Here is a 26,641-nt window from a genome sequence, read left to right as displayed (position 1 = left end):
CTGACGGTACCGGCCACGGCGGCAAATTCCAGCCCGTCCGGCGTCGGAGGCGCGGAGCCCGCGGCGGAGCCCCGAAGCAGAACCCGCCTACAGCCCCGCGTCCCGCGCCAGCAACGCCGCCTGCACCCGGTTCTCACACCCCAGCTTCGCCAGAATCCGCGACACGTACGTCTTCACCGTCGCCTCGCTCATGTGCAGCCGCCGCCCCGCCTCCGCGTTCGACAGTCCCTCACCGAGCAGCGCCAGCACCCCACGCTCCCGCTCACCCAGCTCCGCCACCCGCCGCCGCGCCTCGCCGGCCCGCCCGCCGCCGGCCACCCCCGCACCGGACGCCAGCTGGTCCACCACGTGCCGCGTCGCCGCCGGCGAGAGGTACGCGTCCCCCGCCGCGGCCGCCCGCACCGCCCCGATCAGCTCCGCCGGCGCGGTGTCCTTGAGCAGGAACCCGGCCCCGCCCTCCGACAGCGCCCGCAGCACGTTCTCCTTCTCCCCGAATGTCGTCAGCACCAGCGCCCGCGCCGCCGGCACCGCCCGCCGCAGCTCCCCCAGCGCCGTCAGCCCGTCCATCACCGGCATCTGGATGTCCAGCAGCACCACGTCCGGCGCGTGCGCCCGCGCCAGCTCCACCGCCGCCCGCCCGTCCGCGGCCTCCGCCACCACCTCGATCCCCGGATCCGACGTCAGGATCATCCGGATCCCCGCCCGGATGAGGGGCTCGTCATCGGCGATGACCACCCGGACCACACCGCTCGCCACGCCCGCTCCCTACCTGTCCACCTCGTACGCCGACTTCTGGACCAGCTTGCCGTCCCGGAAACAGAACCGGAAAACCCGGTCGGTGCGCACGTCCGACGCATACGCCCGGTCCAGCAGCACCAGGCACTCCGCCCCCGCCGGCCGCGCCGGCCCGCCGTCGCCCAGCCCGGACGTCACCATCGCACTGCCCTCCGGCAGCCCCCCGCGCACCTCCGCCTCCGCGGTCCCGACCTTCACCCCGTCGAACGTCCCCTGGTCGATCGACGCCTCCTGGGTCTCGTCGATCACCACGAAGAGCAGCACCCCGGCCGCGATCACCAGCACCACCAGCGCGGCCACCGCGATCCCGCAGCCCAGCGCCACCGCCCGGCCCCGGCTCCGGCCCACCTCGACGGCCAGCTCCTTGTCCACCGCGCCCCAGTCGACCGGCGCCCCCTGACCCCACAGCGGCACCGCCGGCGCCTGCTGCCCGAAGTCGTCCGCCGCGTCCACCGGCGCCACCACCGGCCCGGCCGCCTCCGCGCCGTACGGAAGCACCCCGGCCACCCGGAACCCGCCGTCCGGCAGCGGCCCCGCGTGCACCATCCCGCCGACCAGCCGGGCCCGCTCCCGCAGCCCCGTCAGGCCCTGCCCGCCGCTGACCACCTCACCGGCCGGCCCCGCCGCCGGCCCGTTCGCGATCTCGACCACCAGCGAGTCGTCCTCGTACCGCAGCTCCACGGCGATCGCCGCCCCCGGCGCGTGCTTGTACGCGTTCGTCAGCGCCTCCTGCACGATCCGGTACGCCGCGTGGTCGCACGCCGCCGCCAGCGGGCGCTCCACGCCCGACCGCGCCAGCCGTACGTCCGTACCCGCCGCCCGGGCCGCCGCGACCACCTCCGCGACACCGGCCACGCCGCGCCCCGCCGGCCCCGCGTCGTCCCCGGCCGGCGCCTCCACGCCGTCCCGCAGGATGCCGACGACCTCGCGCAGTTCGTGCATCGCCGCGACGGACGCCTGCCGCAGCACCCCCACCGCCTCCCGCTGGCGGCCCGTCAGCTCCGGATCGACCTCCAGGGCCCCCGTGTGCACGGCGATCAGCGCCAGCTGGTGGCCCAGGCTGTCGTGCATGTCCTGGGCGATCCGCTGCCGTTCCCGCAGCCGCGCCTGGCCCGACACCATCTCCCGCTCCCGCAGCAGCTGCGCATTGCGGTCCTGAAGCGCGTGCAGCAGCGTCCGCCGCTGGTTCCAGTACCGGCCCGCGAGCCCCGGCACCACCGTCGTCCCCAGGAACAGCAGCGCCGAGAAGAACAGCATGGGCAGCACCCGCAGCCCCTGCCCGGCCTCCGTCACCAGGCTGACCGCCACCGTCAGCACGAACGCCAGCGTGAACGCGAACAGCGCCCGCACCACGCCCACGATCCGCCGCCCGGCCGTCCACCCCGCCAGGATCGACACCGGCGCCATCCCGGCCAGGGCGCCCGCCAGCGCGCACGACACCACCAGCACCCCGGCGGGCAGCCGCCGCCGCAGCAGCGAGAGCGGCGCCACGGCCACCGACGCCGCCCCCACCATCCAGGCGGGGTCACCCGCCAGGTCCTCGACCCCCGCCGCCATCAGCACCAGCAGCCCGGCGAGCACCGCCTCGCCCGCGATCCGGCGCCGGGTCCAGGGATCCGGACCCTTCAGCCAGTTCCAGCCCCGGCCCAGCTCTGCCCTCACGTTCACGCCCCGACCTTAGACACCGGGCCCACCGGCGTCCGCTCTCTTTCGTCGCGCCCCGCCCGACGAAAGTCGCACCGCGGCTCGGGGGTCCGGCCATGCGTCCCGGCGGATGACGATCAAGGCTGCGGTACCATCCCGTATGGCGTGAGGGAAGTCAACGCCTGTGCACAGCGTGCGAGTTGAGTCCACGCAAGCGCCCTCGATTCGGCCCTGCGCGCGCACTTGCCACGCGGGGGTGCCCGCTCCCGGCCCTTCCGGAGAGCGCATTCTTCCGACCGCGCGCTCCCGCCGGCAGCCTTCTGCACTGCCCGCCCGAGCCTCGCCGCACCACCGCACCGGTCCGCAGGCTCCTTTCAGGAGACGACGTGAAAATCCTCCCCGAGATCTCTCGCACGCTGAGCGAATACCTCCTCATCCCCGGCCTGACCACGGAAGAGTGCACGCCGGACAACGTGGACCTCGGGGCGCCCCTGGTGCGCCACCGGGTCGGCGAGGAGGCTCCCGTCCGGATCGCCACACCCCTGGTGAGCGCCGTCATGCAGGCCGTGTCGTCGCCGGCGCTGGCGGCGGCCCTCGCCCGGGCCGGCGGGCTGTCGTTCATCCACCAGAACCAGCAGATCGAGGACCAGGCCGCCGACGTGCTGGCGGTCAAGCACGAGCACCCGGCCGACGGGGCGCACCACCGCGCGTCGGTGGACGGCGAAATGCGCCTGCGGGTGGGTGCCGGCATCAACTCGCGCGACTTCAAGGACCGCATTCCCGCCCTGCTGGAGGCCGGCGCGGACGTGCTGTGCCTGGACTCCTCGGACGGCTATTCCGTCCACCAGGCGAGGACCCTCGAATTCGCCCGGGAGAACCACGGGGACGACGCGTTCGTCGGCGCGGGCAACGTCGTCGACGGCCGGGCGTTCCGCTACCTGGCCGACGCGGGCGCGGCCTTCGTGAAGGTCGGCATCGGCGGCGGGGCCATCTGCACCACCCGGGCGCAGAAGGGCATCGGCCGCGGTCAGGCCTCTGCGCTGCTCGCCGTGGTCGAGGAACGCGACGCCTACGCCCGGGAGACCGGCGTGTACGTGCCGCTGTGCTGCGACGGCGGCCTGCTGAACGACTCGCACATGGCGGTGGCCCTGGCGATGGGCGCGGACTTCATCATGCTCGGCCGGTACTTCGCCCGGCTCGACGAGAGCCCGTCACGCAAGCTGCAGATCGACGGCCAGTGGTACAAGGAGTACTGGGGCGAGGGCTCGCGGCGCGCGCAGAACGCGGCCCGCTACGGCCAGCGCGGCCGGATGGTCTTCGAGGAGGGCGTCGACGGCTACGTCCCGTACGCGGGCGGCCTGCACGACAACGTGGAGCGGACCCGGGCCAAGCTGATCTCCACCATGATCAGCTGCGGCTCGACCACCCTGCGGGACTTCCACCGGGACGCAGTGCTGGTCCCGGTCTCGGCGGAATCGTTCAAGCAGACCGGCGCCGAGATCGAGGTGCGCCGGCCCGCCATCGACGCGGGCGAATAGCCCGACCGCGCCCCCGCGCCCCCGCACCTCCGCAACCAGGGCCGGAGGTGCGGGACGTGCGGGGGACACGGGGTGTGACCTCCCTTACACGGACTCCGGCACACGCACTCTGCGGCCTCCGGATGCGGCGACCGGCCGGGGAAAAGCGAAACGGCCGGCATCGTGATCACGATGCCGGCCGTTTCGTCGGTGGGCGAGGGGGGATTTGAACCCCCACGTCCCGAAGGACACTGGCACCTGAAGCCAGCGCGTCTGCCGTTCCGCCACTCGCCCGAGTAGCTACCTGAGGGCCTTCCCTTTCGGGCCGTTCCCCTGGCGACATCGGAACATTAGCACGTCGGACGGGGTGCAACCGAATCGCTTTCCCGGACCCCCCGCACCCCGCCCCCGGACCTCCGCCCGGAGCCCGTTCCGGACGGCACACCGGCCGGGGTTGCGCCCTCCCCTCCCGCTGTCCCCGCCAGGTGCGGGACACTGTCCGGGAGCCGCCTCTACGATCCCTTGTGAGGGGCAACACTCGTCTGCCGGACAGATAAGGGGAACCAGCCGATTTCCCCACGCGTGGATACGATCAGTAAGCAGTACAGGGCGACAACGAACGGAGGAGGTGCCCCATGGGAGTCCTGAAGCGGTTCGAGCAGCGACTTGAAGGCTTGGTGAACGGCACCTTCGCCAAGGTGTTCAAGTCCGAGGTCCAGCCCGTCGAGATCGCCGGCGCCCTGCAGCGCGAGTGCGACAACAACGCGACGATCTGGAACCGCGAGCGCACCGTCGTCCCGAACGACTTCATCGTGGAACTCAGCGCCGGCGACTACGAGCGGCTCAGCCCGTACTCCGGCCAGCTCGGCGACGAGCTCGCGGGCCTCGTCCGCGACTACGCGAAGCAGCAGCGCTACACCTTCATGGGCCCCATCAAGGTCCACCTGGAGAAGGCCGACGACCTCGACACCGGCCTGTACCGCGTCCGCAGCCGCACCCTCGCCGCCTCCACCTCCCAGTCCCAGCCGGAAGCCCAGCAGGGCCAGGGCGGACAGCGCCCCGGCGGATACGGATACCCGCCCGTCGCCGCACCCCCCATGCCCGCGGGCCCGCCTCCCGGCGGCCCGCAGCGGCGCCCCGGAGCCGGCGGCCCGGCCCCCGCACCCGCAGGCGGCGACCGCCTGCGCCGCTGGATCGAGATCAACGGCACCCGCCACCAGATCTCCCGCCCGGCGCTCGTGCTGGGCCGCAGCACCGAAGCCGACGTGCGGATCGACGACCCCGGCGTCTCGCGCCGGCACTGTGAGATCCGGACCGGAACGCCCTCGACGATCCAGGATCTCGGGTCCACCAACGGCATCGTGGTGGACGGGCAGCACACCACCCGCGCTACGCTCCGCGACGGCTCGCGGATCGTCGTGGGCAGCACCACCATCATTTACCGGCAAGCCGAAGGGTGAAGCGGGGGCAATGTCAGAGCTGACCCTGACGGTCATGCGGCTGGGTTTCCTGGCCGTTCTGTGGCTGTTCGTCATCGTGGCCGTCCAGGTCATCAGAAGTGACCTGTTCGGAACGCGGGTGACCCAGCGCGGTTCACGCCGCGGCGGGGGCGACACCCGCACACAGCCCCAGGGCGGCCGGCAGACCGCACCTCCGCAGCAGCGCCAGCGCCGCGGCGCACCCACCAAGCTGGTGGTCTCCGAAGGCACGCTGACCGGCACGACGGTCGCCCTCCAGGGCCAGACCATCACGCTGGGGCGGGCCCACGACTCGACCATCGTGCTGGACGACGACTACGCCTCCAGCCGCCATGCCAGGATCTACCCCGACCGCGACGGCAACTGGATCGTCGAGGACCTCGGGTCGACCAACGGCACCTACCTCGACCGGGCCCGGCTGACCGTCGCGACTCCCATTCCGCTGGGCGCCCCGATCCGCATCGGCAAGACCGTCATCGAGCTGCGGAAGTAGTACGAGAATGAGCGAGCGGAGCGAGCGAGCCGCGGCGGTCCCCACAGCGGACCCGAGCGCGCTCCCGACCGGAGGGTGGGCAGTGTGGCTCGTCAGGACCGGCTGTACCCGGAAGGCTTGTCGACTGGGCAGGTGCACATGAGTCTGTCCCTGCGGTTCGCCGCCGGATCCCACAAGGGCATGATCCGCGAGGGGAACGAAGACTCCGGCTATGCCGGACCGCGCCTCCTCGCGATCGCCGACGGCATGGGCGGCCAGGCCGCCGGCGAGGTCGCCAGCTCCGAGGTGATCTCCACCCTCGTGCAGCTCGACGACGACGTCCCCGGTTCCGACCTGCTCACCTCCCTCGGCAGCGCCGTCCAGCGCGCCAACGACCAGCTGCGCGTCATGGTCGAGGAGGACCCCCAGCTCGAAGGCATGGGCACCACGCTCACCGCCCTGCTGTGGACCGGGCAGCGCCTCGGCCTCGTCCACGTCGGCGACTCCCGCGCCTACCTGCTGCGCGACGGCGTCCTCACCCAGATCACCCAGGACCACACCTGGGTCCAGCGGCTCGTCGACGAGGGCCGGATCACCGAGGAAGAAGCCACCACGCACCCGCAGCGCTCCCTGCTGATGCGCGCCCTCGGCAGCGGCGACCACGTCGAACCCGACCTCTCCATCCGCGAGGTCCGGGCCGGCGACCGCTACCTGATCTGCTCCGACGGGCTCTCCGGCGTCGTCTCCCACCAGACCCTGGAGGAGACCCTCGCCGGCTACCACGGCCCGCACGAGACCGTGCAGGCCCTGATCCAGCTCGCCCTGCGCGGCGGCGGACCCGACAACATCACCTGCATCGTCGCCGACGTCCTCGACAACGGCAGCGTGGACACCCTCGCCGGCCAGTTCACCGACACCCCCGTGGTCGTCGGCGCGGTCGCCGAGAACCAGCACCAGCTGTTCGACGGCGGTGCCATGCAGACCCCCGCCGGCCGCGCCTCCGGGCTCGGCCGCCGCCACGCCGCCCCGCCGGCTCCCGGCTTCGGCCCGCCCGGAAGCGGCGACGCCCCCGGCTACGGCGCCGCGCCGGAAGGCCCGTACGGCAGCTTCGGCGACCACGACGGCTACGACGACTTCGACGACGACGGCGACGACTTCGCCCCCCGCAAAGGGCGGAAGTGGCTCAAGCGGTCCCTCGTCCTCCTCGTCGTCGCCGGAGTGATCGGCGGCGGCCTGTACGGCGGCTGGCGCTGGACGCAGACCCAGTACTACGTCGGCGTCCAGGACGAGCACGTCGCGCTCTTCCGCGGGATCAGCCAGGACCTGGCCATGATCAAGCTCTCGAAGGTCGAGAAGGACCACCCCGAGATCGAACTCAAGTACCTGCCGCCCTTCCAGCTGAAGCAGCTCAAGGAGACCATCAGCCAGGGCAGCCGGGCCGGAGCCGAGAAGAAGATCGACGAGCTTGCGGTCCAGGCGTCCGCCTGCAAGAAGGACGAGGCGCGCCGCAAGGCCGAGGAGACCTCCAAGCCCGCGCCCGACGGCGGCACGGCCACCCAGAAGAACCCGACGCCCACGCCCGGCCCCAGCCTCACCGCGGAAGAGCAGAAGCTGGTCGGATCGTGCGGGAAGCAGTAGGAGCCGCACCCGTAGCGGCAAGCGGGCGCAGGGGGCCTGCCACACCATGAGCGTTGTCACCAACACGACCACCATCGGCGCCATCGAGCTGCCGAGCCGGCGCAACACCGAGCTCCTGCTGCTCGTGTTCGCCGTGGTCATCCCGATCTTCGCCTACGCCAACGTGGGCCTCGCCGTCCACGGCAAGCTGCCCCCCGGCATGCTCGCCTACGGCCTCGGCCTCGGCCTGCTCGCGGGCATCGGGCACTTCGTCGTGCGCCGGTACGCCAAGTACGCCGACCCGCTGCTGCTGCCGCTGGCCACCCTGCTCAACGGGCTCGGGCTCGTCCTCATCTGGCGGCTCGACCAGTCGGAGCGGCTCCAGAACCTCGCCGAGCGGCAGTTCGGCGCGTTCTCGCCCTCCGCGCCCAACCAGCTCTTCTACACCGCGGTCGGCATCGCCCTGTTCGTCGGCGTCCTCCTCCTGCTCAAGGACCACCGCACGCTCCAGCGGTTCACGTACATCTCGATGGCCGCCGCGCTCGTCCTGCTGATCCTGCCCGTCGTCCCGGGCCTGGGCGCGGACGTCTTCGGCGCCAAGATCTGGATCAGCGTCGCCGGCTTCTCCATCCAGCCCGGCGAGTTCGCGAAGATCGTCATCGCGGTCTTCTTCGCCGGCTACCTCATGGTCAAGCGCGACGCCCTGGCCCTGGCCAGCCGCCGCTTCATGGGCCTCTACCTGCCCCGCGGCCGCGACCTCGGTCCGATCCTCATGATCTGGGCGATGAGCCTGCTCATCCTGATCTTCGAGAACGACCTCGGCACCTCGCTGCTGTTCTTCGGCATGTTCGTGATCATGCTGTACGTCGCCACCGAGCGGACCAGCTGGATCGTCATCGGCCTGCTCATGTCGGTCGGCGGCGCCGTGGTCGTGGCCGGCTTCTCCGGCCACGTCGAAGCCCGTGTCAACGCCTGGCTCGACCCGTTCGCCTGCTACACCACCTCCGGCGCCTGCGAGCAGGTCGGCCAGTCCCTGATGTCCTTCGGCTCCGGCGGCGTCCTCGGCACCGGCCTCGGCCAGGGCCACTCCGACCTCATCCTGTTCGCCGCCAACTCCGACTTCATCTTCTCCACCGTCGGCGAAGAGCTCGGACTCGCCGGTGTGATGGCCTTCCTGCTCCTCTACGGCCTGATCATCGAGCGCGGCGCCCGGACCGCCCTCGCGGCCCGCGACCCCTTCGGCAAGCTCTTCGCGATCGGCCTCTCCGGCGCCTTCGCGATCCAGATCTTCGTGGTCGCCGGCGGCGTGATGGGCCTCATCCCCCTCACCGGCATGACCATGCCCTTCCTCGCCTCCGGCGGTTCCTCGGTCATCGCCAACTGGGCCCTCATCGGCATCCTGATCCGCATCAGCGACACCGCGCGCCGTCCCGCACCGGCCCCCGCCCCGTCCCCCGACGCCGAGATGACCCAGGTGGTCCGACCCTCATGAACAAGCCGCTGCGCCGCATCGCGATCTTCTGCGGGCTGCTCGTCCTCGCCCTCCTCGTACGCACCAACTGGCTGCAGTACGTCCAGGCCGAAGAGCTGAGCACCCGCAAGGAGAACCGCCGGGTCGCCATCGCCCAGTACGCCCAGGAGCGGGGCAACATCATCGCCAACGGCAAGCCCATCACGGGCTCGGTCGTGACCGACGGCAGCGACTACAAGTACAAGCGGACCTACATCGACGGCCCGATGTGGGCCCCCGTCACCGGCTTCGCCTCGCAGGCCTTCGGCTCCACCCAGCTGGAGAACCTCGAAGACAAGATCCTCACCGGCAACGACGACCGGCTCTTCTTCGACCGCACCATCGGCATGTTCACCGGCGAGAAGCGCCAGGGCGGCAACGTCGTCACCACGCTGATGCCGGCCGCCCAGAAGGCCGCCTTCAAGGGCCTGGGCAGCAACAAGGGCGCCGTCGTCGCGCTCGACCCGCGCACCGGCGCGATCCTGGCCCTCGCCAGCGCCCCCTCGTACGACCCCTCCTCCTTCGCCGGCAACTCCAAGAAGGACGAGAAGGCCTGGGTCTCCCTCAAGGACAGCAAGAACAAGGAGCTGGTCAACCGCGCCCTGCGCGAGACCTACCCGCCCGGGTCCACCTTCAAGGTCGTCACCGCCGCCGCCGCCCTGGAGCACAAGGTGGTCACGGACATCAACGCCCCCACGGACACCCCCGAGCCGTACATCCTCCCCGGCACCCGCACCCCGATGGTCAACCAGCACGGCGGGTGCAAGAACGCCAGCCTGAACAAGGCGCTCGAGGTGTCCTGCAACAGCGTCTTCGCGAACATGGGCGACAAGGTCACCCGCGACAAGATGGTCGAGACCGCCGAGAAGTTCGGCTTCAACGACCCGGAGATCGACACCCCGGTCCGCGCCTTCGCCAGCGTCTACGACAAGACCATGAGCCGCGACGGGAACGCCCAGTCCTCCATCGGCCAGTTCAACACCGCGGCCACCCCGCTCCAGATGGCCATGGTCGCCGCCGCCGTCGCCAACGACGGCAAGCTGATGAAGCCGTACATGGTGGACCGGCTCACCGCCCCCAACCTCGACGTCATCGAGCAGACCGACCCGCAGGAGATGAGCCGCCCGCTCTCCGCCGAGAACGCGGAGAAGCTCCAGGCCATGATGGTCAACGTCGTCGAGAAGGGCACCGGCACGAGGGCGCAGATCGACGGCGCCACCGTCGGCGGCAAGACCGGCACCGCGCAGCACGGCGAGAAGAACAAGAAGCGCCCCTACGCCTGGTTCATCTCGTACGCCACGACCGACAAGGGCGCCGTCGCCGTCGCCGTCGTCATCGAGGACAGCAACGCCACCCGCGAGGACATCAGCGGCAGCGGGCTCGCCGCCCCGATCGCCAAGGACGTCATGCAGGCCGTCCTCAAGGCACAGGGGTGACGCACCTCACGCCGCCGCACCACCGGCGGCGACGGGTACCGGTCTCGTATCAGCCTGCGGTCACGGACGGCAGACACACGCACGGCCGGTAGCCTTTGCGCGAACAGCACACCGCCGGACCACACACGGGTGCGGTCGGGACTGACGGAGAGGGCTGGAAGTTATGGAAGAGCCGCGTCGCCTCGGCGGCCGGTACGAGCTGGGCTCGGTGCTCGGCCGTGGTGGCATGGCCGAGGTCTATCTCGCGCACGACACCCGGCTCGGCCGCACCGTCGCCGTGAAGACGCTCCGGGCGGACCTCGCCCGCGACCCGTCCTTCCAGGCCCGGTTCCGCCGCGAAGCCCAGTCGGCCGCCTCGCTGAACCATCCGGCGATCGTCGCGGTCTACGACACCGGCGAGGACTACGTCGACAACATCTCCATCCCGTACATCGTGATGGAGTACGTCGACGGGTCCACGCTGCGGGAGCTCCTGCACTCCGGCCGCCGTCTGCTGCCCGAGCGCACCCTGGAGATGACCACCGGCATCCTCCAGGCCCTGGAGTACTCGCACCGCGCGGGCATCGTCCACCGTGACATCAAGCCGGCCAACGTGATGCTGACCCGCACCGGTCAGGTCAAGGTCATGGACTTCGGCATCGCCCGCGCCATGGGCGACTCCGGCATGACCATGACGCAGACGGCCGCCGTCATCGGCACCGCCCAGTACCTCTCCCCCGAGCAGGCGAAGGGCGAGCAGGTCGACGCCCGTTCCGACCTGTACTCCACCGGCTGCCTGCTCTACGAGCTGCTCACCGTCCGGCCCCCGTTCGTCGGCGACTCCCCCGTCGCCGTCGCGTACCAGCACGTGCGCGAGGAACCCCAGCCGCCGAGCAACTTCGACCCCGAGATCACGCCCGAGATGGACGCCATCGTCCTCAAGGCCCTGGTCAAGGACCCCGACTACCGCTACCAGTCGGCCGACGAGATGCGCGCCGACATCGAGGCCTGCCTCGACGGCCAGCCCGTCGCCGCGACCGCCACCATGGGCGCGCCCGGCTACGGCGGCTACGGCTACCCCGACCAGAACCACGGCCACCCGGGCTACGACCAGCCGACCACCGCGCTGCGCACCGCCGACCCCGGCCAGACCTCGATGATGCCGCCGATGCCGCCGGGCGGCGACGGCGGCTACCCGCCGCACGGCTACGACGACGGCGGCCGCGGCGGCCGCCGCGGCCAGAAGAAGAGCCGGGCCTCCACGATCCTGCTCGTCGCCGCCGGCCTCCTCGTGCTGGTCGGCGCGATCCTCATCGGCCAGGCGCTGACCAACAAGACCGGCGGAGACACCCTCGCCGCCCCCAACTTCGTCGGCACCCCCTTCGACCAGGCCGTCAAGAACGGCAAGAACGCCGGCGTGAACGTCGTCGAGGCGAAGAAGGAGCCCTGCGAGGACCAGCCCAAGGGCAGCGTCTGCTCGCAGGACCCGGCCGCCGGCGAAGAGGTCTCCAAGGGCGACACGATCAACGTGACCGTCTCCACGGGCGCGCCGAAGGTCCTCGTACCCGACGTCATCAACGTCTCCTTCGACGAGGCCGAGAAGACCCTCAAGGACAAGGGCTTCGTCGTCGAGCGGAAGAACGAGGAGTCCGACCGGACCCCCGGCACCGTCCTCAAGCAGACCCCCGGCGGCAGCTCCTCGGTCGAGAAGGGCTCCACGGTCACCCTGTGGGTCGCCAAGGAGGCCGCGAAGTCCACCGTTCCGGACCTCGCCGGCAAGACCGTGGACGACGCCCGGAAGGCCCTGGAGGACGAGGGCCTCAAGCTCGGCAGTGTCACCGAGATCGAGTCCAGCGCCACCGCCGGCACGGTGGTGGAGCAGAGCCTCGCGCCGAACGTCGAGGTCGCCAAGGACTCCACCGTCAACGTGAAGATCGCGAAGGCGGCCGCGAAGGTCCAGGTCCCGATGCTGTTCGGCAAGACGGTCGCCGAGGCCAAGCAGATCCTCCAGCAGAACAACCTGAGCTTCGGCTCGGTCACCTCGGGGTCGCAGGACGACAACGCCATCGTCCTGACCACCGACCCCGGCGCGGGCACCCCGGTCGACGCCGGCACGGTGGTCAACGTGACCACCACCAACGGCGGCGGCAACCAGGGCGGGCAGCAGGGCGGCCAGCAGGGCGGCGGCCTCTTCGGCGGCCTCCGCGGCAACTGACCCGCCCCGCACGGACCGGAAGGCCGGGCGCTCCCTCGGGGGCGCCCGGCCTTCCGTCGTCCGGGGGCGCGTCAGCCCCGCAGTTCCGGCGGCGGCGTCCGGTCGGCGTTCACCTTCTCCGTGCGGACCAGCTCGCCCCACACGATGTACCGGTACTTCGACGTGTAGACCGGGGTGCACGTGGTGAGGGTGATGTAGCGGCCGGGGACGGTGCGGCCCGACTGGCGGGGGACCGGCGCCAGGACCTCGGTGTTGTACTTCGAGGTCTGGCTCAGCTGGGCGTAGACCTTGTAGACGTACCAGGTGTCGCGGGTTTCGAAGACCACCGCGTCGCCCGTGCGCACCTTGTGGATGTTGTGGAACTTCGCCCCGTGTCCGTCCCGGTGCGCGGCCAGCGTGAAGTTCCCCGAACGGTCCCACGGCAGGGCCGACTTCACCGGCTCCGTGTAGTAGCCCGCCACGCCGTCGTTGAGGACGTCCGACGAGGTGCCCTTCTTGACCAGGACCTCGCCGCCGCCCATCGCCGGGACGTGCAGGAACCCGATGCCGTCCCGGGTGTCGAGCGCCCCCGGGCCGGCCGCGGCGGGTGCCGTGCGCCACGTCTCGCGCACCGCGTTGCCGCGCGCGGAGGCCTCGCGGTCCGCCAGCACGTTCGTCCACCACAGCGAGTAGACGACGAACAGGCCCAGCACCAGCCCCGCCGTGATCAGCAGTTCGCCGGTGAAACTCAGCACCGCCGCGACCCGGTTCCGACTCCGCCTGCGCGTGCCCGCCACCTGCCCACCGTCCTCTGACTGCTATCCGGCCAGCGCGGCCGGCACGCCCTTGCTGCGCGGCCTCTCGTCGACCATCCTGCCCCACACCACCATCCGGTAGGTGCTGGTGAACTCGGGGGTGCACGTGGTCAGCGTCAGGTACCGGCCCGGCCCGGTGAAGCCGGAGCCCTCCGGCACCGGCCGCAGCACCCCGACGTTCGCCGGCGGGGTCTGCGGCAGGATCGAGGTCATCTCGTACGTGTAGTAGGCCTCGCGCGTCTCCACGACCACCGGATCGCCGGGCTGCAGCCGGTTGATGAACCGGAACGGCTCTCCGTGCGTGTTCCGGTGGCCGGCCACCGCGAAGTTCCCCGTGCGGTCGCCGGGCATCGCCGTCTTCAGGGCGCCCTCCGCGTAGTGCCCGACCAGCCCCCGGTCCAGCACCTTCGTCTTGCTGACGCCCTCGGCGACCGGCACCTTCACGTCCAGCTTCGGGATGTACAGGATGGCGAAGCCCTGACCGGGCTCGAACGCCTTCGGAGCCGCGGCCCCGCCCGCGCCGGCCGCCCAGTCCTCCCGGAGGCTGCCCACCGCGCCGTCGGCCGTCCGCTCGGCCAGCACGTTGGTGTACCAGAGCTGGTAGGTGACGAAGAGCAGCATCAGCACGCCCACCGTGATGAAGAGCTCTCCGACGGCACGGCCGGCCACGACCAGGGGACCCCCGCGAGCCCGCCTGCGCGCCCGTCTGGCGGCCTCCTGGGCCGCCCGGCGCCGCGCGGCCCGTCCCCCGGTGGGAGCGGGCGGCGCGAGCGCCGTCACGCGACGGCCTTGCCCACCACCGGCGCCAGGCCCGCCGACCGTGCCACGGCCCCGGCGTCACCGCAGCGCACCAGCCAGTTCGCGAGCATCCGGTGGCCCCATTCGGTCAGCACCGACTCGGGGTGGAACTGCACGCCCTCCACGTCGTGCTCCCGGTGCCGCAGGCCCATGATGATCCCGTCCTCGGTCCGCGCGGTCACCTCCAGCACGTCCGGCAGCGTCTGCGGCTCGGCGGCCAGTGAGTGGTACCGGGTCGCGGTGAACGGCGACGGCAGTCCCTCGAACACGCCCAGGCCTTCGTGCAGCACCGGCGAGGTCTTGCCGTGCAGCAGCTCCGGGGCACGGCCGACGACACCGCCGTACGCCACCGTCATGGACTGCATGCCCAGGCAGACGCCGAAGACCGGCACGCCCGTGCCGGCGCAGTGCCGGACCATGTCCACGCAGACCCCGGCCTCTTCCGGCGTACCGGGCCCGGGCGACAGCAGCACCCCGTCGAAGCCGTCCTGGGCGTGGGCGAGCGCGACCTCGTCGTTGCGCAGCACCTCGCACTCGGCGCCGAGCTGGTACAGGTACTGGACCAGGTTGAAAACAAAGCTGTCGTAGTTGTCCACGACCAGAATGCGCGCGCTCACCGGGTGGCTCCCGATCCTTCGTCGACGGTCACATCGTTGAACGGAAGCAGCGGCTCGGCCCACGGGAACACGTACTGGAACAGCACGAAGACCACCGCCAGGACCAGTACGAGGGAGATCAGCGCGCGTACCCACGCGTTGCCCGGCAGATGCCGCCAGATCCAGCCGTACATGCCGTCCCTTCCGTTCCGTATCGAGCAACAGACTACGGGCTGGCCTGCCGGGCGGGCCGGGTCTCGGCAAGTTCCGCCCACACGATGAGACGGTGGCTGTGGCCCCACTCCGGGTCGCACGTGGTGAGCGTCAGATAGCGCCCCGGCCCGGTGAACCCGGACTTCACGGGCACCGGGTCCAGCACCGCCACGTCCGTCGGCAGCGTCCGCACCGGGCCGGTCCGCACGGTGTACGTGTAGGTGCCCGCCGGGTCCTTCAGGATCACCTGGTCGCCGGGCCGCAGCCGCGGGAAGTCCTTGAACGGGTCGCCGTGGGTCCGCCGGTGCCCGGCCACGGCGAAGTTCCCGGTCCCGCCGGGCGCCGCCGTCCCGCGGTAGTGCCCCAGCCCCCGCTTGAGGGTGTCCGGGTCCGTGCCTTCCAGCACCGGCTTGCGCCAGCCCGCCCCGAACCGGGGGACGAACATCTCGGCGAACGCCCGCCCGGCCGGATGCCGGACCGCCTGGGGCGGGGCTCCCGCCTGCGGCGCCGGGGGAGCGGGGGCCGTCCGCTCCCACCGCTCGTGCAGCCCGGCCAGCTCCGCGTCCATCGCCCGGTCCGCCGTCACGCCCGTCCACCACAGCACGTAGGCGACGAACAGGAGGATCACCGTGCCGACCGTCAGGCACAGCTCGCTGAACGTGCGCACGGCCAGCCGCAGCACCGCCTCCGGGCGCGGGCGGGACCGTTCAGGACCGGCTCTCCACGGGCTTCGCATAGTGGAGGTCCACTGTGCCGGAGTAGCCCGGCAGAGTCAGCGCCCCGTGCTCGTCGACTTTCCAGCCGAGCCCGTACGCGTTCACGTACGCCTGGTAGTTCTGGAGCGCCGGGGAGGCCGCCAGGGCCCGCTGGAGGGTGCCCGGGTCGCCGACCGCCGTCACCTTGTAGGGCGGCGAGTAGACCCGCCCCTGGAGGATCAGCGTGTTGCCCACGCAGCGGACCGCGCTGGTGGAGATCAGGCGCTGGTCCATGACGCGGATCCCGCGGGCCCCGCCCTGCCACAGCGCGTTCACGACGGCCTGCAGGTCCTGCTGGTGGATGACGAGGTCGTTGGGCTGGGGCTCGGGCACGTTGGGGATCCGGGCCTTGGCGTCCGGCGGGGCGTCGTCGAGGGTGACGGTGAGGGCCCGGCCGCTGACGGGCTCGGTGCCGGCGGCCTTCTGGAGTGCTTTCAGCCGGGCGTCCTCGGCCCGGGTGCTGCCGTCGTCACGTTCCGCGAGGGCGTCGACCTCGCGGCGGACCGCGCTCGTGCTGTCCTCCAGGGCGGCGTTCTTCTGGCTTCGCTCGTGGATCAGATCGGACAGTTTCAGGAGCGAATCGTCGGTACGGATGTTCGTACCCTTGGAAGTGTTGAAGCTCGTGACGAAGATGAGTCCCGCGAGCGCGAAGACGGCGAGGGTCAGGAGCCGGACCGGCCTCCGGTGGGAGTGCTCGGAATTGCTCAACGTACCCTTCTCCTTCAACGCCGCAAGAACCACTACGCTAACGGACGCCCGGGGGAGGAAGAGTCCCCAGCGCATCGACAGGAGAGACCCTCGTGCCGAAGTCACGGATCCGCAAGAAGACCGACTACACGCCGCCGCCGGGCGCCCGCCAGGCCCAGGCGATCAAGCTGACGAACCGCAGCTGGGTCGCGCCGGTGATGCTCGCGATGTTCCTGATCGGTCTGGCGTGGATCGTGATGTTCTACGTCACCGACACGCGCCTGCCCATCGAGTCGCTGGGCAACTGGAACATCGTGGTCGGCTTCGGCTTCATCGCCGCGGGCTTCGGCGTATCCACCCAGTGGAAGTAAGTCAAGCTCTCCGCAGTCTTATCCACAGCGTTATCCACAGCTGAGGAAAAGACAGAAGATCTGTGGATAACTTGGACCCAGGTTGACGCCGGTGTGATTGATACCGGCCGCCGACCTGGGTCCTTGTGCATCCCGGGACCCGCTCCACCCCGTGCACAAGATCCAGCACGGTCTGTGGACAACTCTCCGCTCAGGTGAGCGCGGCCGTCCTCAAGAGCACGATCACCACGACCGCGGCGAGCACGAGGACACAGCTCCCCCACTGCCACAGCCCCCGCCGCTCCCGCGGCGCGTGCACCATCCCGAAGCCGATGAGCGCACCGCCGATCAGACCCCCGATGTGGGCCTGCCAGGAGATGCCGCCCCAGCCGAAGGTCAGCACCAGGTTGATCGCCAGCAGGGCGAGCACCGGCCGCATGTCGTACCGCATCCGGCGCATGAACACGGCCGTCGCGCCGAACAGCCCGAAGATCGCCCCGGAGGCGCCCAGGGTGAGCTGCTGGGGGGCGGTCATCCAGTACACGAGGGCGCTGCCGGCGAGCCCGGAGCCGAGGTACAGCGCCAGGTAGCGGGAGCGGCCGAGCGCGGCTTCGAGCGGCGGGCCCAGGAACCAGAGGCTGACCATGTTGAAGCCGATGTGGACGATCTCCTGGTGGAGGAACATCGACGTCAGCAGCCGGTACCACTGGCCCTCGGCGACGCCCTCCAGGGTGAGGGTGGCCGGGTCGAAGTAGCGGCCGGCGAGCCCGAGGGCGTCGACGAACGGGTCCTTGTAGACGAGCGCGCCGAGGAAGACGGCCAGGTTCGCCGCGATGAGCAGCTTGGTGACCAGGGCGGGGTCGGCGGCGAGGGTGCCACCGGCGACCGTGCGCGGCTGGGTGGCGTCCGGCGGGTGGCCGGTGCCGGAGCCGGTGCGGACGCACTCGGGGCACTGGAAGCCGACGGAGGCGTCGATCATGCAGTCGGGGCAGATCGGCCGGTCGCAGCGGGTGCAGCGGATGCCGGTCTCGCGGTCGGGATGGCGGTAGCAGGCGGGCAGTCGCTCGGTGTCCATGGCCCCCGCCCGGGTCAGCGCTTCTCGATGACGACCGACCGGAGGACGACGTCCTCCAGGGGGCGTTCGGTCCGCGGGTTGGTGGAGGTGCCGGCGATGGCGTTGACGACGGCCTGGCTCGCCTTGTCGGTGACCTCGCCGAAGATCGTGTGACGGCGGGTCAGCCAGGCGGTGGGGGCGACGGTGATGAAGAACTGCGATCCGTTGGTGCCGGGGCCGGCGTTGGCCATGGCGAGCAGGTAGGGCTTGGTGAAGGCGAGGTCGGGGTGGAACTCGTCGGCGAACTGGTAGCCCGGGCCGCCGGTGCCGTTCCCGAGGGGGTCGCCGCCCTGGATCATGAACCCGCTGATGACCCGGTGGAAGACGGTGCCGTCGTAGAGCGGGTCCTTGGTCTTCTCACCGGTCTCGGGGTTGGTCCATTCGCGCTCGCCGGTGGCGAGTTCGACGAAGTTCCTGACCGTCTTCGGTGCGTGGTTCGGCAGTAGTTCGATCTCGATGTCGCCGTGGTTGGTCCTGAGGGTGGCGTACAGCTTCTCGGCCACGAATCTGCCTTCCATAAGTCCATCTGACGTCTCTCGATCCTCGCATGGAGGAACCACGGACACCCAGATGCACGTCCGCGCATGCCGTGGGGCGTTATAAGGGGCATGATCCTGCAATGGGTGGAAAGGTGAACTGTGTCCACCACCGAAGAGGAGTGATCACGTGACCCGCACGGAAGGCCTGCTTGCCGCGGCAGGCACGGCCAAGGAGAGCGTCCGGCAGGCGGCGGAAGCGGTGGCTCCGTACGCCGGGACCGCCCGGGACGCCGCACTGCACTACGCGCACGAGGCGAACGAGCGGCTGGCGCCGAAGATGTCGGTGGCGGCCCACGAGGCGGCCCGGCAGGCGCGCGTCCAGTACGGGGCGCACGTGGCGCCGCGGCTGGTGCAGGCACGGGGTGCCCTGCCGCCGCAGGTCGACGAGACGGCGGTGCGGATGGTGCGCGGCACCCGGCGGGCCTGCCGGCACGCGGCCGACTACGCGCAGCCGCGGCTCGAGCACGCCGTGGCCGTGGGGCGGCCGGTGGCCGAGGAGGCCGCGTCGCGGTCGTCGGCGGCGCTGGCGGCACTGCGCGGCCAGGTGTCCGCGGAGGAGGTCCGGCGCCTGGTCCGCAAGCACGAGCGGCAGGCGCGCAACCACCGGCTGCTGAAGGGCGTGGCACTGACCGGACTGCTCGCGGCAGGTGCCTTCGCGGCGTGGAAGTGGTGGGACCAGCAGTCCAATCCGGACTGGCTGGTGGAGCCGCCGGCGGCGACGGAGGTGGCGGACCGGGGTCCGCTGAGTGCCGTGGACGGCTCGGGCCAGGACCGCTCACTGGACGACGCGGCTGCGGAAGCCGACGCCGAGGCGGCCCGCCGCAAGGACGACGGCGCCTGACCGCCCCGCAACGCACAAACACCCCCTCTGACCGCGTTTCCGCAGGTCAGAGGGGGTGTTTACATGTGGAGCCTAGGGGAGTCGAACCCCTGACATCTGCCATGCAAAGACAGCGCTCTACCAACTGAGCTAAGGCCCCGTGCAGTGAAGGCGGCCGTTGCGGATCACCGCAGGGCCACGTCCGCGACCAGAGTACCGGGTTACCCCCCGGATACCGCAAAATGATAGGGGCTCCCGGTCCGCGACCACTCTCCGTAAGATGCTCGCGAGGTTCGCACCAGCGAAGGGGAGTAGTAGTGGACGCAGTGCAGCAAGAGGCCACGGCGAGAGCCAGAGAGCTTCAGCGCAGTTGGTACGGGGAGCCCCTCGGCGCGCTCTTCCGCCGGCTCATAGATGACCTCGGCTTGAACCAGGCCCGTCTCGCTGCCGTGCTCGGCCTGTCGGCCCCCATGCTGTCCCAACTCATGAGCGGGCAGCGGGCCAAGATCGGCAATCCGGCGGTCGTCCAGCGCGTCCAGGCCCTCCAGGAGCTGGCGAGCCAGGTCGCGGACGGCAGTGTCAGCGCGGCGGAGGCCACGGACCGCATGGACGAGATCAAGAAGACGCAGGGCGGTTCGGTGCTCAGCAACACCGGCCAGACCACGACGAGTTCCGGTGCGCCCACCGTGAAGCGCGTGGTCCGCGAGATCCAGTCGCTGCTCCGCTCGGTCGCGGCGGCGGGGGACATCATCGATGCGGCGGACACGCTCGCACCGACCCACCCGGAACTGGCAGAGTTCCTCCGGGTGTACGGCGCCGGGCGCACCGCCGACGCGGTGTCGCATTACGAGGCGCACCAGGGCTGATACCGGACGGGGAGCGGGCGCAACGCAATGGGAGAGGTCTTCGCCGGTCGGTACGAGCTCATCGATCCGATCGGGCGGGGTGGTGTCGGGGCCGTCTGGCGGGCCTGGGATCACCGTCGCCGGCGGTACGTCGCCGCAAAAGTCCTCCAGCAGAGCGACGCCCACGCCCTGTTGAGGTTCGTGCGTGAACAGGCCCTGCGCATCGACCACCCCCATGTGCTGGCTCCGGCCAGCTGGGCGGCGGACGACGACAAGGTGCTGTTCACCATGGACCTGGTGAGCGGCGGCTCCCTCGCCCATGTCATCGGCGATTACGGGCCGCTGCCGCCCCGGTTCGTGTGCGCGCTGCTGGACCAGCTGCTGTCCGGGCTGGCAGCGGTGCACGCCGAGGGTGTGGTGCACCGGGACATCAAGCCGGCCAACATCCTGATGGAGGCCACCGGAACCGGGCGGCCGCACCTGCGGCTGTCCGACTTCGGCATCTCGATGCGCAAGGGTGAGCCGCGGCTCACCGAGACCAACTACGTGGTGGGCACGCCGGGCTATTTCGCGCCCGAGCAACTCATGGGTGCGGAGCCGGACTTCCCGGCCGACCTGTATGCGACCGGCCTGGTGGCCCTCTACCTGCTGGAGGGCCGGAAGCCCGACTCCCAGGCGCTGGTGGACCTGTTCCTGACGCAGGGCACCCCGGCGGCCCCCCAGGGCGTCCCGGAGCCGCTCTGGCAGGTCATAGCGAGCCTCCTGCAGCCCGACCCGGCCCAGCGGTTCCGTACGGCCACGGGAGCGCGCAAGGCGCTCGCGGACGCCGTACAGCTGCTGCCGCCGCCCGCCGCGGACGAGGAGCCGGTCGAGGTCTTCGACCAACTGGGCCCGCTGCCCGCCGGGTTCGCCCCCGAAGGCCCGCAGTCACCTGCTGCCGGCGCCCCGCTGCCCGGCGATCCCACGGCGGCGTCCTTCCCGGTGCCGGGCCAGGCAGCCGGTCCGGTCCCCGGGACGCCCCCGACGTACGGGCCCGGACACCCGGCCACCCCGCCCCCGGACGGCCCGCCCACGCTGTACACGCCCGGCGAGCCCACCCGGACCGCGTTCGGCCCTGTTTCACGTGAAACAACGCCACCGGCGCCCGTAGCCGCGCCGCCGCAGCCCTCCGTGTCGGAGACCGGCAGCTTCCACCTGGCGCCGCCGGAGCCCACCCGCCCGTACACGGCCCCTCAGCAGCGTCCCGAGCCCTGGACGGCCCCCGCGCCTCCGTCGGGCCCCGTGGCCCCTCAGGAGCCGGCGACGGCCCGTCCCGGCCCCCCTGCGAAGGTGACCGTCCCGGTGCTGCTGCTGGCCCTGGTATGCCTCGCCGTCGGCTTCTGGGCCCTCAGCCAGTCCTGACCCGCCCGCGCCGCGCCAGCAGCGTCCACGCGCCCAGTCCGAGCAGGAGGACGGTGCCGGTGCCGATGCCGCCGGCGGCCACCGTTCCCATGAGCGAGCGCCGATCGGCGGCGTCCTGCGCCTCCACTGCGGTCAGCCCGTCGCGCGCGGCACTGCGGTCTTCCGCCGAGACCCCGAAGCCCGCGGCGACGGCGTCCTCCCGGTACGGGGGCTCTGCGGCCGGCTGCCCTTCGGTCTTCACCCGCAGGGTCAGCGGCAGCTCCTCGGCGTCCGCGACGAAGTCGCCGACCTCGCGGTCCACGGTCACGGCGAGGTAGTACCAGCCCGCGACCGCGGCCGGCTCCATCCAGTCGTCGTTCGAGAAGCGGTTGTCGTACGCGACCGGGGGCGTCTTGCCGAAGGCCGCCATCGCCTGCTTGCCGTCGTACGAGGCGGTCTCGGTGTCCATGAGCGCACGGGCCGGGTTGTACAGGCTGACGGACAGCCCCCGGCCGGCGGAGCCGTACTCCTTGGTCATCCGCGGCGCCTTGGCCAGCTCGGCGCTGACGCTCAGCTGGCGCCCCCACTCGACGGGGATCCGGTAGAAGCGGGTCTGCCCCGGGTGCATCCCGTCCCGCCAGACCCCTGTCTCCAGCGCCCGGGCGTCGTTGAACCCGGTGCCGCCCGCGCGGACCTCGCCGACGCCGGGCGGGCGCACCGGTTCGGCGGAGGGCCAGGTACTGGGGGCGGCGGACGGCGGGGCGCTGCCGGTGCCGAGGCCCGGTTCCCGCATGACCGTCAGTTCCACGGGCCACGGCGCCTGGTCGGAGTCCTTGTCGGAGGTCCGGACGAGCTTCACGTAGTAGGGGCCCGCCTGTTGGCAGTCCGCGTCCTCCTGGAGGCGGCGTACGGCCACGTCGGTGATCGGCCGGGCGTGGTCCGAGCCGAAGGTGCCACGGTCCGAACTGCCGCACTCCTCGCCGCCGGCGGTCATCAGCACCACGTCGATGCCGTCCCCGTACGCCACTTCGGCGCCGGGCGCGGGCCGGACCACCGCCGAGACGTAGACGCTCGACCGGGCGTCCAGCGTGACCTGGTAGAAGCGCTCACCGGGCGCCACGGCGTCCTCGTGGCTGCCGGGCTCCAGCAGGGGCGCGGTGGCGGTGCTGGCGGCCCCGCTGACGGCCCGGGAGCCCGGCGCGGTCACGTAGGCGGGTCCGTCGGCGGCCACGGCCCCCGGAGTCACGGTTCCCAGCACGAGTCCCGCGCCTGTCACGACCGCCGCCGCACGGATCCGAACCATCACGCCCCACCCCGAATTTGCCAGCGCAACTCAAAACTTTGCAAACCAGAACTTATTGCCCCAGAACAGCACAAAGCCCCGGCCGCAGCGGCAGCCGGGGCTTCATGAACTCAGCCTGGGGTCTCACACACCGGAACCGGACGGCACGGAGTCGGTGGCCTCCGTCCAAAGGTCCTGCTCGGCGCGGTCCGCCTGGATCTGGCGGTACACGAGGAGCCCGCCGATGGCGGCCAGTGCGACCAGGAGCAGCTTCTTCACCGCGCGACCTCGTCTTTCGTTGACGTAGGGGACTTCTGGCGCCCGACTATACACACCGACCGATATCGATTGGTTACCTGGGAACGACCCGGATGCCGCAACGGCAACGGCCCGGCGGAGAATCTCCGCCGGGCCGTTGCCGTTCTGTGGGGCTAACAGGATTTGAACCTGTGGCCTCATCCTTATCAGGGATGCGCTCTAACCAACTGAGCTATAGCCCCTCCGCGCTGCGCGCTGACTCCTGAAGGTTAGCGCACAGACCCGGGAGTTCCCAAATCGCAGGTCACAGGGGCTCAGGAGCCCCTACTCGTCCTCGGCGAGCGTCAGCTCCACGCCGCCCACGAAGCCCGCGGACAGGTTGTAGATGAACGCCCCGAGGGTCGCGAGGGCCGTCGCCAGCACCACGTCGATCACGGCGATCACCGAGGTGAAGATGATGACCCGCGGCAGCGAAAGGAACGACTGCAGATCGAAGCCGTTGCTCTCGTTGGAGCCGGTGGCCTCGCTGATGGTGCCGCCGACGGTCGAGAAGACGCCCATCGCGTCCATGACCATCCACAGCACCACCGACGCCACGATCGTGCACACGCCCAGCGCGATGGACAGCAGGAAGCTGACCTTCATCACCGACCACGGGTCGGCCTTGGCCACCCGCAGCCGCGCCTTCCGGGTCCGCGGCTGCGTCCGGGACGCGGCCACCCGCGCCCGGTCCCCGCCGCGCGCCGCCGCCGGGCCGCTGCCCGGGGCCGCGTATGCCTGCGGCGGGTGGTACGGCTGCTGCGCCTGGGACGACGACTGGGGCTGCGGCGCCCGCGGATCCGTCACGGTTCCCCCCTTGGAGTCCGCGGCAGGGCCACGGGCACCGTTCGCTCCGGACGTGGCCGATCCGGCGCCCGTGGCTCCACTCACGATCTACTCCTCGTGCTCCCCGGCCGGGGCTTCGCTGCCCTCGGCGGCCTCGACGGCCGGGCCCTCCGCTGCGTCGGCCGACTCGTCGACCTCTTCAGCGTCCTGACCCGCCTCCGCGTTACGAGCGATGCCGACCACGGCATCGCGCTTCCCCAGGTTGATCAGCTGGACGCCCATGGTGTCACGGCCGGTCTCCCTCACTTCGCTGACTCGCGTACGAATCACACCACCGCTGAGCGTGATGGCGAGAATCTCATCGGATTCATCGACCACCAGCGCACCGACGAGCGAACCGCGGTCCTCGACGATCTTCGCAGCCTTGATGCCCAGACCGCCGCGGCCCTGCACGCGGTACTCGTCGACCGGCGTCCGCTTGGCGTAGCCGCCGTCGGTCGCGGTGAACACGAAGGTACCCGGCCGGACCACGCTCATCGAGAGCAGTTCGTCGCCTTCGCGGAAACTCATGCCCTTCACACCGGACGTCGCCCGGCCCATCGGGCGCAGCGACTCGTCCGTGGCGGTGAACCGGATCGACTGCGCCTTCTTGCTGATGAGCAGCAGGTCGTCGTCCGCGGACACCAGCTCGGCACCGATCAGCTCGTCGTCGCTGCCGTCCGCGGTCTCCCGCAGGTTGATCGCGATGACACCGCCGGAACGCGGGGAGTCGTAGTCCTTGAGCGCCGTCTTCTTCACCAGGCCGGCCTTCGTGGCCAGGATCAGGTACGGGGCCGCCTCGTAGTCGCGGATCGCGAGGATCTGCGCGATCTGCTCGTCCGGCTGGAAGGCCAGCAGGTTCGCCACGTGCTGGCCGCGCGCGTCCCGGCCGGCGTCCGGCAGCTCGTACGCCTTCGCCCGGTAGACCCGGCCCTTGTTCGTGAAGAACAGCAGCCAGTGGTGCGTGGTGGACACGAAGAAGTGGTCGACGATGTCGTCCTGCTTCAGCTTCGTGCCGCGGACGCCCTTGCCGCCGCGCTTCTGCGACCGGTAGTCCTCGGTCTTGGTGCGCTTGACGTAGCCGCCGTTGGTGATGGTGACGACGATGTCCTCTTCGGCGATCAGGTCCTCGATGGACATGTCGCCGTCGAACGGCACCAGCTTCGAGCGGCGGTCGTCGCCGAACTTCTCGACGATCGCGGCCAGCTCCTCGCTGACGATCGCCCGCTGCTTCTCCGGCGAGGCCAGGATCGCGTTGTACTCGTTGATCTTGGCCTGGAGCTCGTCGTGCTCGGCGACGATCTTCTGCCGCTCCAGCGCCGCCAGGCGGCGCAGCTGCATCTCCAGGATCGCGTTCGCCTGGATCTCGTCGATCTCCAGCAGGCCCATCAGGCCCTCGCGCGCGATCTCGACCGTGTTGCTGCGCCGGATCAGCGCGATGACCTCGTCGATCGCGTCCAGCGCCTTGAGCAGACCGCGCAGGATGTGCGCGCGCTCCTCGGCCTTGCGCAGCCGGAACTTCGTCCGCCGGACGATGACCTCGATCTGGTGCTGCACCCAGTGCCGGATGAACGCGTCCAGCGACAGCGTGCGCGGCACGCCGTCCACCAGCGCCAGCATGTTCGCGCCGAAGTTCGACTGCAGATCGGTGTGCTTGTACAGGTTGTTCAGCACGACCTTGGCGACGGCGTCGCGCTTGAGCACGATCACCAGGCGCTGGCCGGTCCGCGACGAGGTCTCGTCACGGACGTCCGCGATGCCGCCGATCTTGCCGTCCTTCACCAGGTCGGCGATCTTCTGCGCGAGGTTGTCCGGGTTGGTCTGGTACGGCAGCTCCGTGACCACCAGGCACTGGCGGTTCTGGATCTCCTCGACCTCGACCACCGCGCGCATCGTGATCGAGCCGCGGCCCGTCCGGTACGCCTCCTCGATGCCCTTGCGGCCCACGACCAGCGCACCGGTCGGGAAGTCCGGGCCCTTGATCCGCTCGATCAGCGCGTCCAGCAGCTCCTCGTGCGAGGCCTCCGGGTGCGCCAGGTACCACTGCGCGCCCTCCGCGACCTCGCGCAGGTTGTGCGGCGGGATGTTCGTCGCCATGCCGACCGCGATGCCCGCCGAACCGTTCACCAGCAGGTTCGGGAAGCGCGCCGGCAGGACCGTCGGCTCCTGGTTGCGGCCGTCGTAGTTGTCCGTGAAGTCGACGGTCTCCTCGTCGATGTCGCGGACCATCTCCATCGACAGCGGCGCCATCTTGCACTCGGTGTAGCGCATGGCGGCCGCCGGGTCGTTGCCCGGGGAGCCGAAGTTGCCGTTGGAGTCCACCAGCGGCATCCGCATCGACCACGACTGCGCCAGGCGGACCAGCGCGTCGTAGATCGAGGAGTCGCCGTGCGGGTGGTAGGTGCCCATGACGTCACCGACGACGCGGGCGCACTTGTAGAAGCCCTTCTCGGGCCGGTACCCGCCGTCGTACATCGCGTACAGCACGCGCCGGTGCACCGGCTTCAGGCCGTCGCGTACGTCGGGCAGCGCGCGGGACACGATGACGGACATCGCGTAGTCGAGGTACGAGCGCTGCATCTCCGTTTCGAGCCCGACGGGCTCGATCCGCAGCTGCGGACCCTCTTCTTCGGTCGCCCCGTCGGAAACGGGGGTGTTCTCGTCGGCCATGGCCGGCTTCAGT

At 71.0% G+C, this 26,641-nt stretch carries 24 protein-coding genes, 3 tRNA genes and 1 pseudogene; 11 read left to right on the top strand and 17 right to left on the bottom strand.

Annotated elements, in window-relative coordinates:
- Positions 1-87: 87 nt before the first annotated feature.
- Complete coding sequence (locus LG634_RS00645) at positions 88-756, bottom strand: response regulator transcription factor (protein ID WP_308072178.1); 669 nt, start codon at positions 754-756, stop codon at positions 88-90.
- 9 nt (positions 757-765) lie between these two features.
- Positions 766-2,463 (bottom strand): sensor histidine kinase, encoded by a 1,698-nt coding sequence (locus LG634_RS00640; protein ID WP_372482344.1) that lies wholly within the window; start codon positions 2,461-2,463, stop codon positions 766-768.
- A gap of 362 nt (positions 2,464-2,825) precedes the next feature.
- Here LG634_RS00640 and LG634_RS00635 point away from each other — a divergent pair, with 362 nt between their 5' ends.
- A complete protein-coding gene (locus LG634_RS00635; protein WP_226731540.1) occupies positions 2,826-3,977 on the top strand; it encodes an IMP dehydrogenase in 1,152 nt (383 codons plus the stop codon).
- 190 nt (positions 3,978-4,167) lie between these two features.
- Here the strand turns inward: LG634_RS00635 and LG634_RS00630 are convergent.
- A tRNA-Leu gene (locus LG634_RS00630) sits at positions 4,168-4,250 on the bottom strand.
- Between the two features lie 341 nt (positions 4,251-4,591).
- Here LG634_RS00630 and LG634_RS00625 point away from each other — a divergent pair.
- From LG634_RS00625 to pknB, 6 genes are all read left to right on the top strand, one after another.
- The gene (locus LG634_RS00625) at positions 4,592-5,416 is read left to right on the top strand and encodes an FHA domain-containing protein (protein WP_226731539.1); all 825 of its coding nucleotides are present in this window, start codon (positions 4,592-4,594) and stop codon (positions 5,414-5,416) included.
- Between the two features lie 10 nt (positions 5,417-5,426).
- On the top strand, positions 5,427-5,927 hold the full coding sequence (locus tag LG634_RS00620) for an FHA domain-containing protein FhaB/FipA (protein ID WP_226731538.1): 501 nt from the start codon (positions 5,427-5,429) through the stop codon (positions 5,925-5,927).
- 138 nt (positions 5,928-6,065) lie between these two features.
- A complete protein-coding gene (locus LG634_RS00615; protein WP_226731537.1) occupies positions 6,066-7,544 on the top strand; it encodes a PP2C family protein-serine/threonine phosphatase in 1,479 nt (492 codons plus the stop codon).
- A 46-nt stretch (positions 7,545-7,590) separates the two neighbouring features.
- The gene (locus LG634_RS00610; RefSeq protein WP_226731536.1) at positions 7,591-9,015 is read left to right on the top strand and encodes an FtsW/RodA/SpoVE family cell cycle protein; all 1,425 of its coding nucleotides are present in this window, start codon (positions 7,591-7,593) and stop codon (positions 9,013-9,015) included.
- Entirely contained in the window at positions 9,012-10,469 is a 1,458-nt protein-coding gene (locus LG634_RS00605; protein ID WP_226731535.1) for a peptidoglycan D,D-transpeptidase FtsI family protein, read from the top strand. The genes LG634_RS00610 and LG634_RS00605 overlap by 4 nt, the downstream gene beginning before the upstream one ends.
- A 163-nt stretch (positions 10,470-10,632) precedes the next feature.
- A complete protein-coding gene (pknB, locus tag LG634_RS00600) occupies positions 10,633-12,663 on the top strand; it encodes a Stk1 family PASTA domain-containing Ser/Thr kinase (RefSeq protein WP_226731534.1) in 2,031 nt (676 codons plus the stop codon).
- A 71-nt stretch (positions 12,664-12,734) separates the two neighbouring features.
- On the opposite strand, the gene LG634_RS00595 is transcribed toward pknB, so the two are convergent.
- The 6 genes and pseudogenes from LG634_RS00595 to LG634_RS00570 form a co-directional block, all read right to left on the bottom strand.
- Positions 12,735-13,439, bottom strand: a complete 705-nt coding sequence (locus tag LG634_RS00595; RefSeq protein WP_226731533.1) for a class E sortase — start codon at positions 13,437-13,439, stop codon at positions 12,735-12,737.
- A gap of 21 nt (positions 13,440-13,460) precedes the next feature.
- A pseudogene (locus LG634_RS00590) lies at positions 13,461-14,219 on the bottom strand (class E sortase); the annotation flags it as partial.
- A gap of 14 nt (positions 14,220-14,233) precedes the next feature.
- Positions 14,234-14,872, bottom strand: coding sequence for an aminodeoxychorismate/anthranilate synthase component II (locus tag LG634_RS00585; RefSeq protein WP_226731532.1), 639 nt, complete (start codon positions 14,870-14,872; stop codon positions 14,234-14,236).
- The gene (locus LG634_RS00580; RefSeq protein WP_226731531.1) at positions 14,869-15,045 is read right to left on the bottom strand and encodes a hypothetical protein; all 177 of its coding nucleotides are present in this window, start codon (positions 15,043-15,045) and stop codon (positions 14,869-14,871) included. Before LG634_RS00580 ends, LG634_RS00585 begins: the two co-directional genes overlap by 4 nt.
- 32 nt (positions 15,046-15,077) lie before the next feature.
- Positions 15,078-15,800, bottom strand: a complete 723-nt coding sequence (locus LG634_RS00575) for a class E sortase (protein WP_226731530.1) — start codon at positions 15,798-15,800, stop codon at positions 15,078-15,080.
- Positions 15,772-16,527, bottom strand: a complete 756-nt coding sequence (locus LG634_RS00570) for a DUF881 domain-containing protein (protein WP_226731529.1) — start codon at positions 16,525-16,527, stop codon at positions 15,772-15,774. The genes LG634_RS00575 and LG634_RS00570 overlap by 29 nt, the downstream gene beginning before the upstream one ends.
- Positions 16,528-16,619: 92 nt before the next feature.
- Here LG634_RS00570 and crgA point away from each other — a divergent pair, with 92 nt between their 5' ends.
- Positions 16,620-16,877 carry a cell division protein CrgA gene (gene crgA, locus LG634_RS00565; protein WP_226731528.1) on the top strand — a complete coding sequence of 86 codons (258 nt, stop codon included), beginning with the start codon at positions 16,620-16,622 and terminating at the stop codon, positions 16,875-16,877.
- 190 nt (positions 16,878-17,067) lie between these two features.
- Here crgA and LG634_RS00560 read toward each other — a convergent pair whose 3' ends face one another.
- Positions 17,068-17,931, bottom strand: coding sequence for a rhomboid family intramembrane serine protease (locus LG634_RS00560; protein WP_226731527.1), 864 nt, complete (start codon positions 17,929-17,931; stop codon positions 17,068-17,070).
- 14 nt (positions 17,932-17,945) lie between these two features.
- Complete coding sequence (locus LG634_RS00555) at positions 17,946-18,473, bottom strand: peptidylprolyl isomerase (protein WP_308072176.1); 528 nt, start codon at positions 18,471-18,473, stop codon at positions 17,946-17,948.
- Positions 18,474-18,636: 163 nt separating this feature from the next.
- On the opposite strand from LG634_RS00555, the gene LG634_RS00550 reads away from it, so the two are divergent.
- Entirely contained in the window at positions 18,637-19,350 is a 714-nt protein-coding gene (locus LG634_RS00550) for a DUF5324 family protein (RefSeq protein WP_226731525.1), read from the top strand.
- Positions 19,351-19,416: 66 nt separating this feature from the next.
- Here the strand turns inward: LG634_RS00550 and LG634_RS00545 are convergent.
- A tRNA-Ala gene (locus tag LG634_RS00545) sits at positions 19,417-19,489 on the bottom strand.
- Positions 19,490-19,646: 157 nt separating this feature from the next.
- On the opposite strand from LG634_RS00545, the gene LG634_RS00540 reads away from it, so the two are divergent.
- The gene (locus LG634_RS00540; RefSeq protein WP_226731524.1) at positions 19,647-20,195 is read left to right on the top strand and encodes a helix-turn-helix domain-containing protein; all 549 of its coding nucleotides are present in this window, start codon (positions 19,647-19,649) and stop codon (positions 20,193-20,195) included.
- 27 nt (positions 20,196-20,222) lie between these two features.
- The gene (locus LG634_RS00535; RefSeq protein ID WP_226731523.1) at positions 20,223-21,575 is read left to right on the top strand and encodes a serine/threonine-protein kinase; all 1,353 of its coding nucleotides are present in this window, start codon (positions 20,223-20,225) and stop codon (positions 21,573-21,575) included.
- On the opposite strand, the gene LG634_RS00530 is transcribed toward LG634_RS00535, so the two are convergent.
- The 5 genes from LG634_RS00530 to gyrA all read right to left on the bottom strand — a co-directional run bounded on the left by LG634_RS00530 (position 21,562) and on the right by gyrA (position 26,628).
- Entirely contained in the window at positions 21,562-22,812 is a 1,251-nt protein-coding gene (locus LG634_RS00530) for a hypothetical protein (protein ID WP_226731522.1), read from the bottom strand. The two genes, LG634_RS00535 and LG634_RS00530, sit on opposite strands and share 14 nt — an antisense overlap.
- A gap of 168 nt (positions 22,813-22,980) precedes the next feature.
- Positions 22,981-23,115: a DLW-39 family protein gene (locus tag LG634_RS00525; RefSeq protein ID WP_208809277.1), complete on the bottom strand. Its 135-nt coding sequence runs from the start codon at positions 23,113-23,115 to the stop codon at positions 22,981-22,983.
- 147 nt (positions 23,116-23,262) lie between these two features.
- Positions 23,263-23,336, bottom strand: a tRNA-Ile gene (locus tag LG634_RS00520).
- A gap of 82 nt (positions 23,337-23,418) precedes the next feature.
- Entirely contained in the window at positions 23,419-24,024 is a 606-nt protein-coding gene (locus LG634_RS00515) for a DUF3566 domain-containing protein (RefSeq protein ID WP_226731521.1), read from the bottom strand.
- Between the two features lie 3 nt (positions 24,025-24,027).
- Entirely contained in the window at positions 24,028-26,628 is a 2,601-nt protein-coding gene (gene gyrA, locus LG634_RS00510) for a DNA gyrase subunit A (RefSeq protein ID WP_226731520.1), read from the bottom strand.
- Between the last annotated feature and the right edge of the window lie 13 nt (positions 26,629-26,641).

The organism is Streptomyces bambusae, assembly GCF_020532645.1.
Classification (GTDB): Bacteria; Actinomycetota; Actinomycetes; order Streptomycetales; family Streptomycetaceae; genus Streptomyces; species Streptomyces bambusae.
Note: the sequence above shows the minus strand (reverse complement) of the source record. Positions and strands in the feature narration are given on the sequence as shown.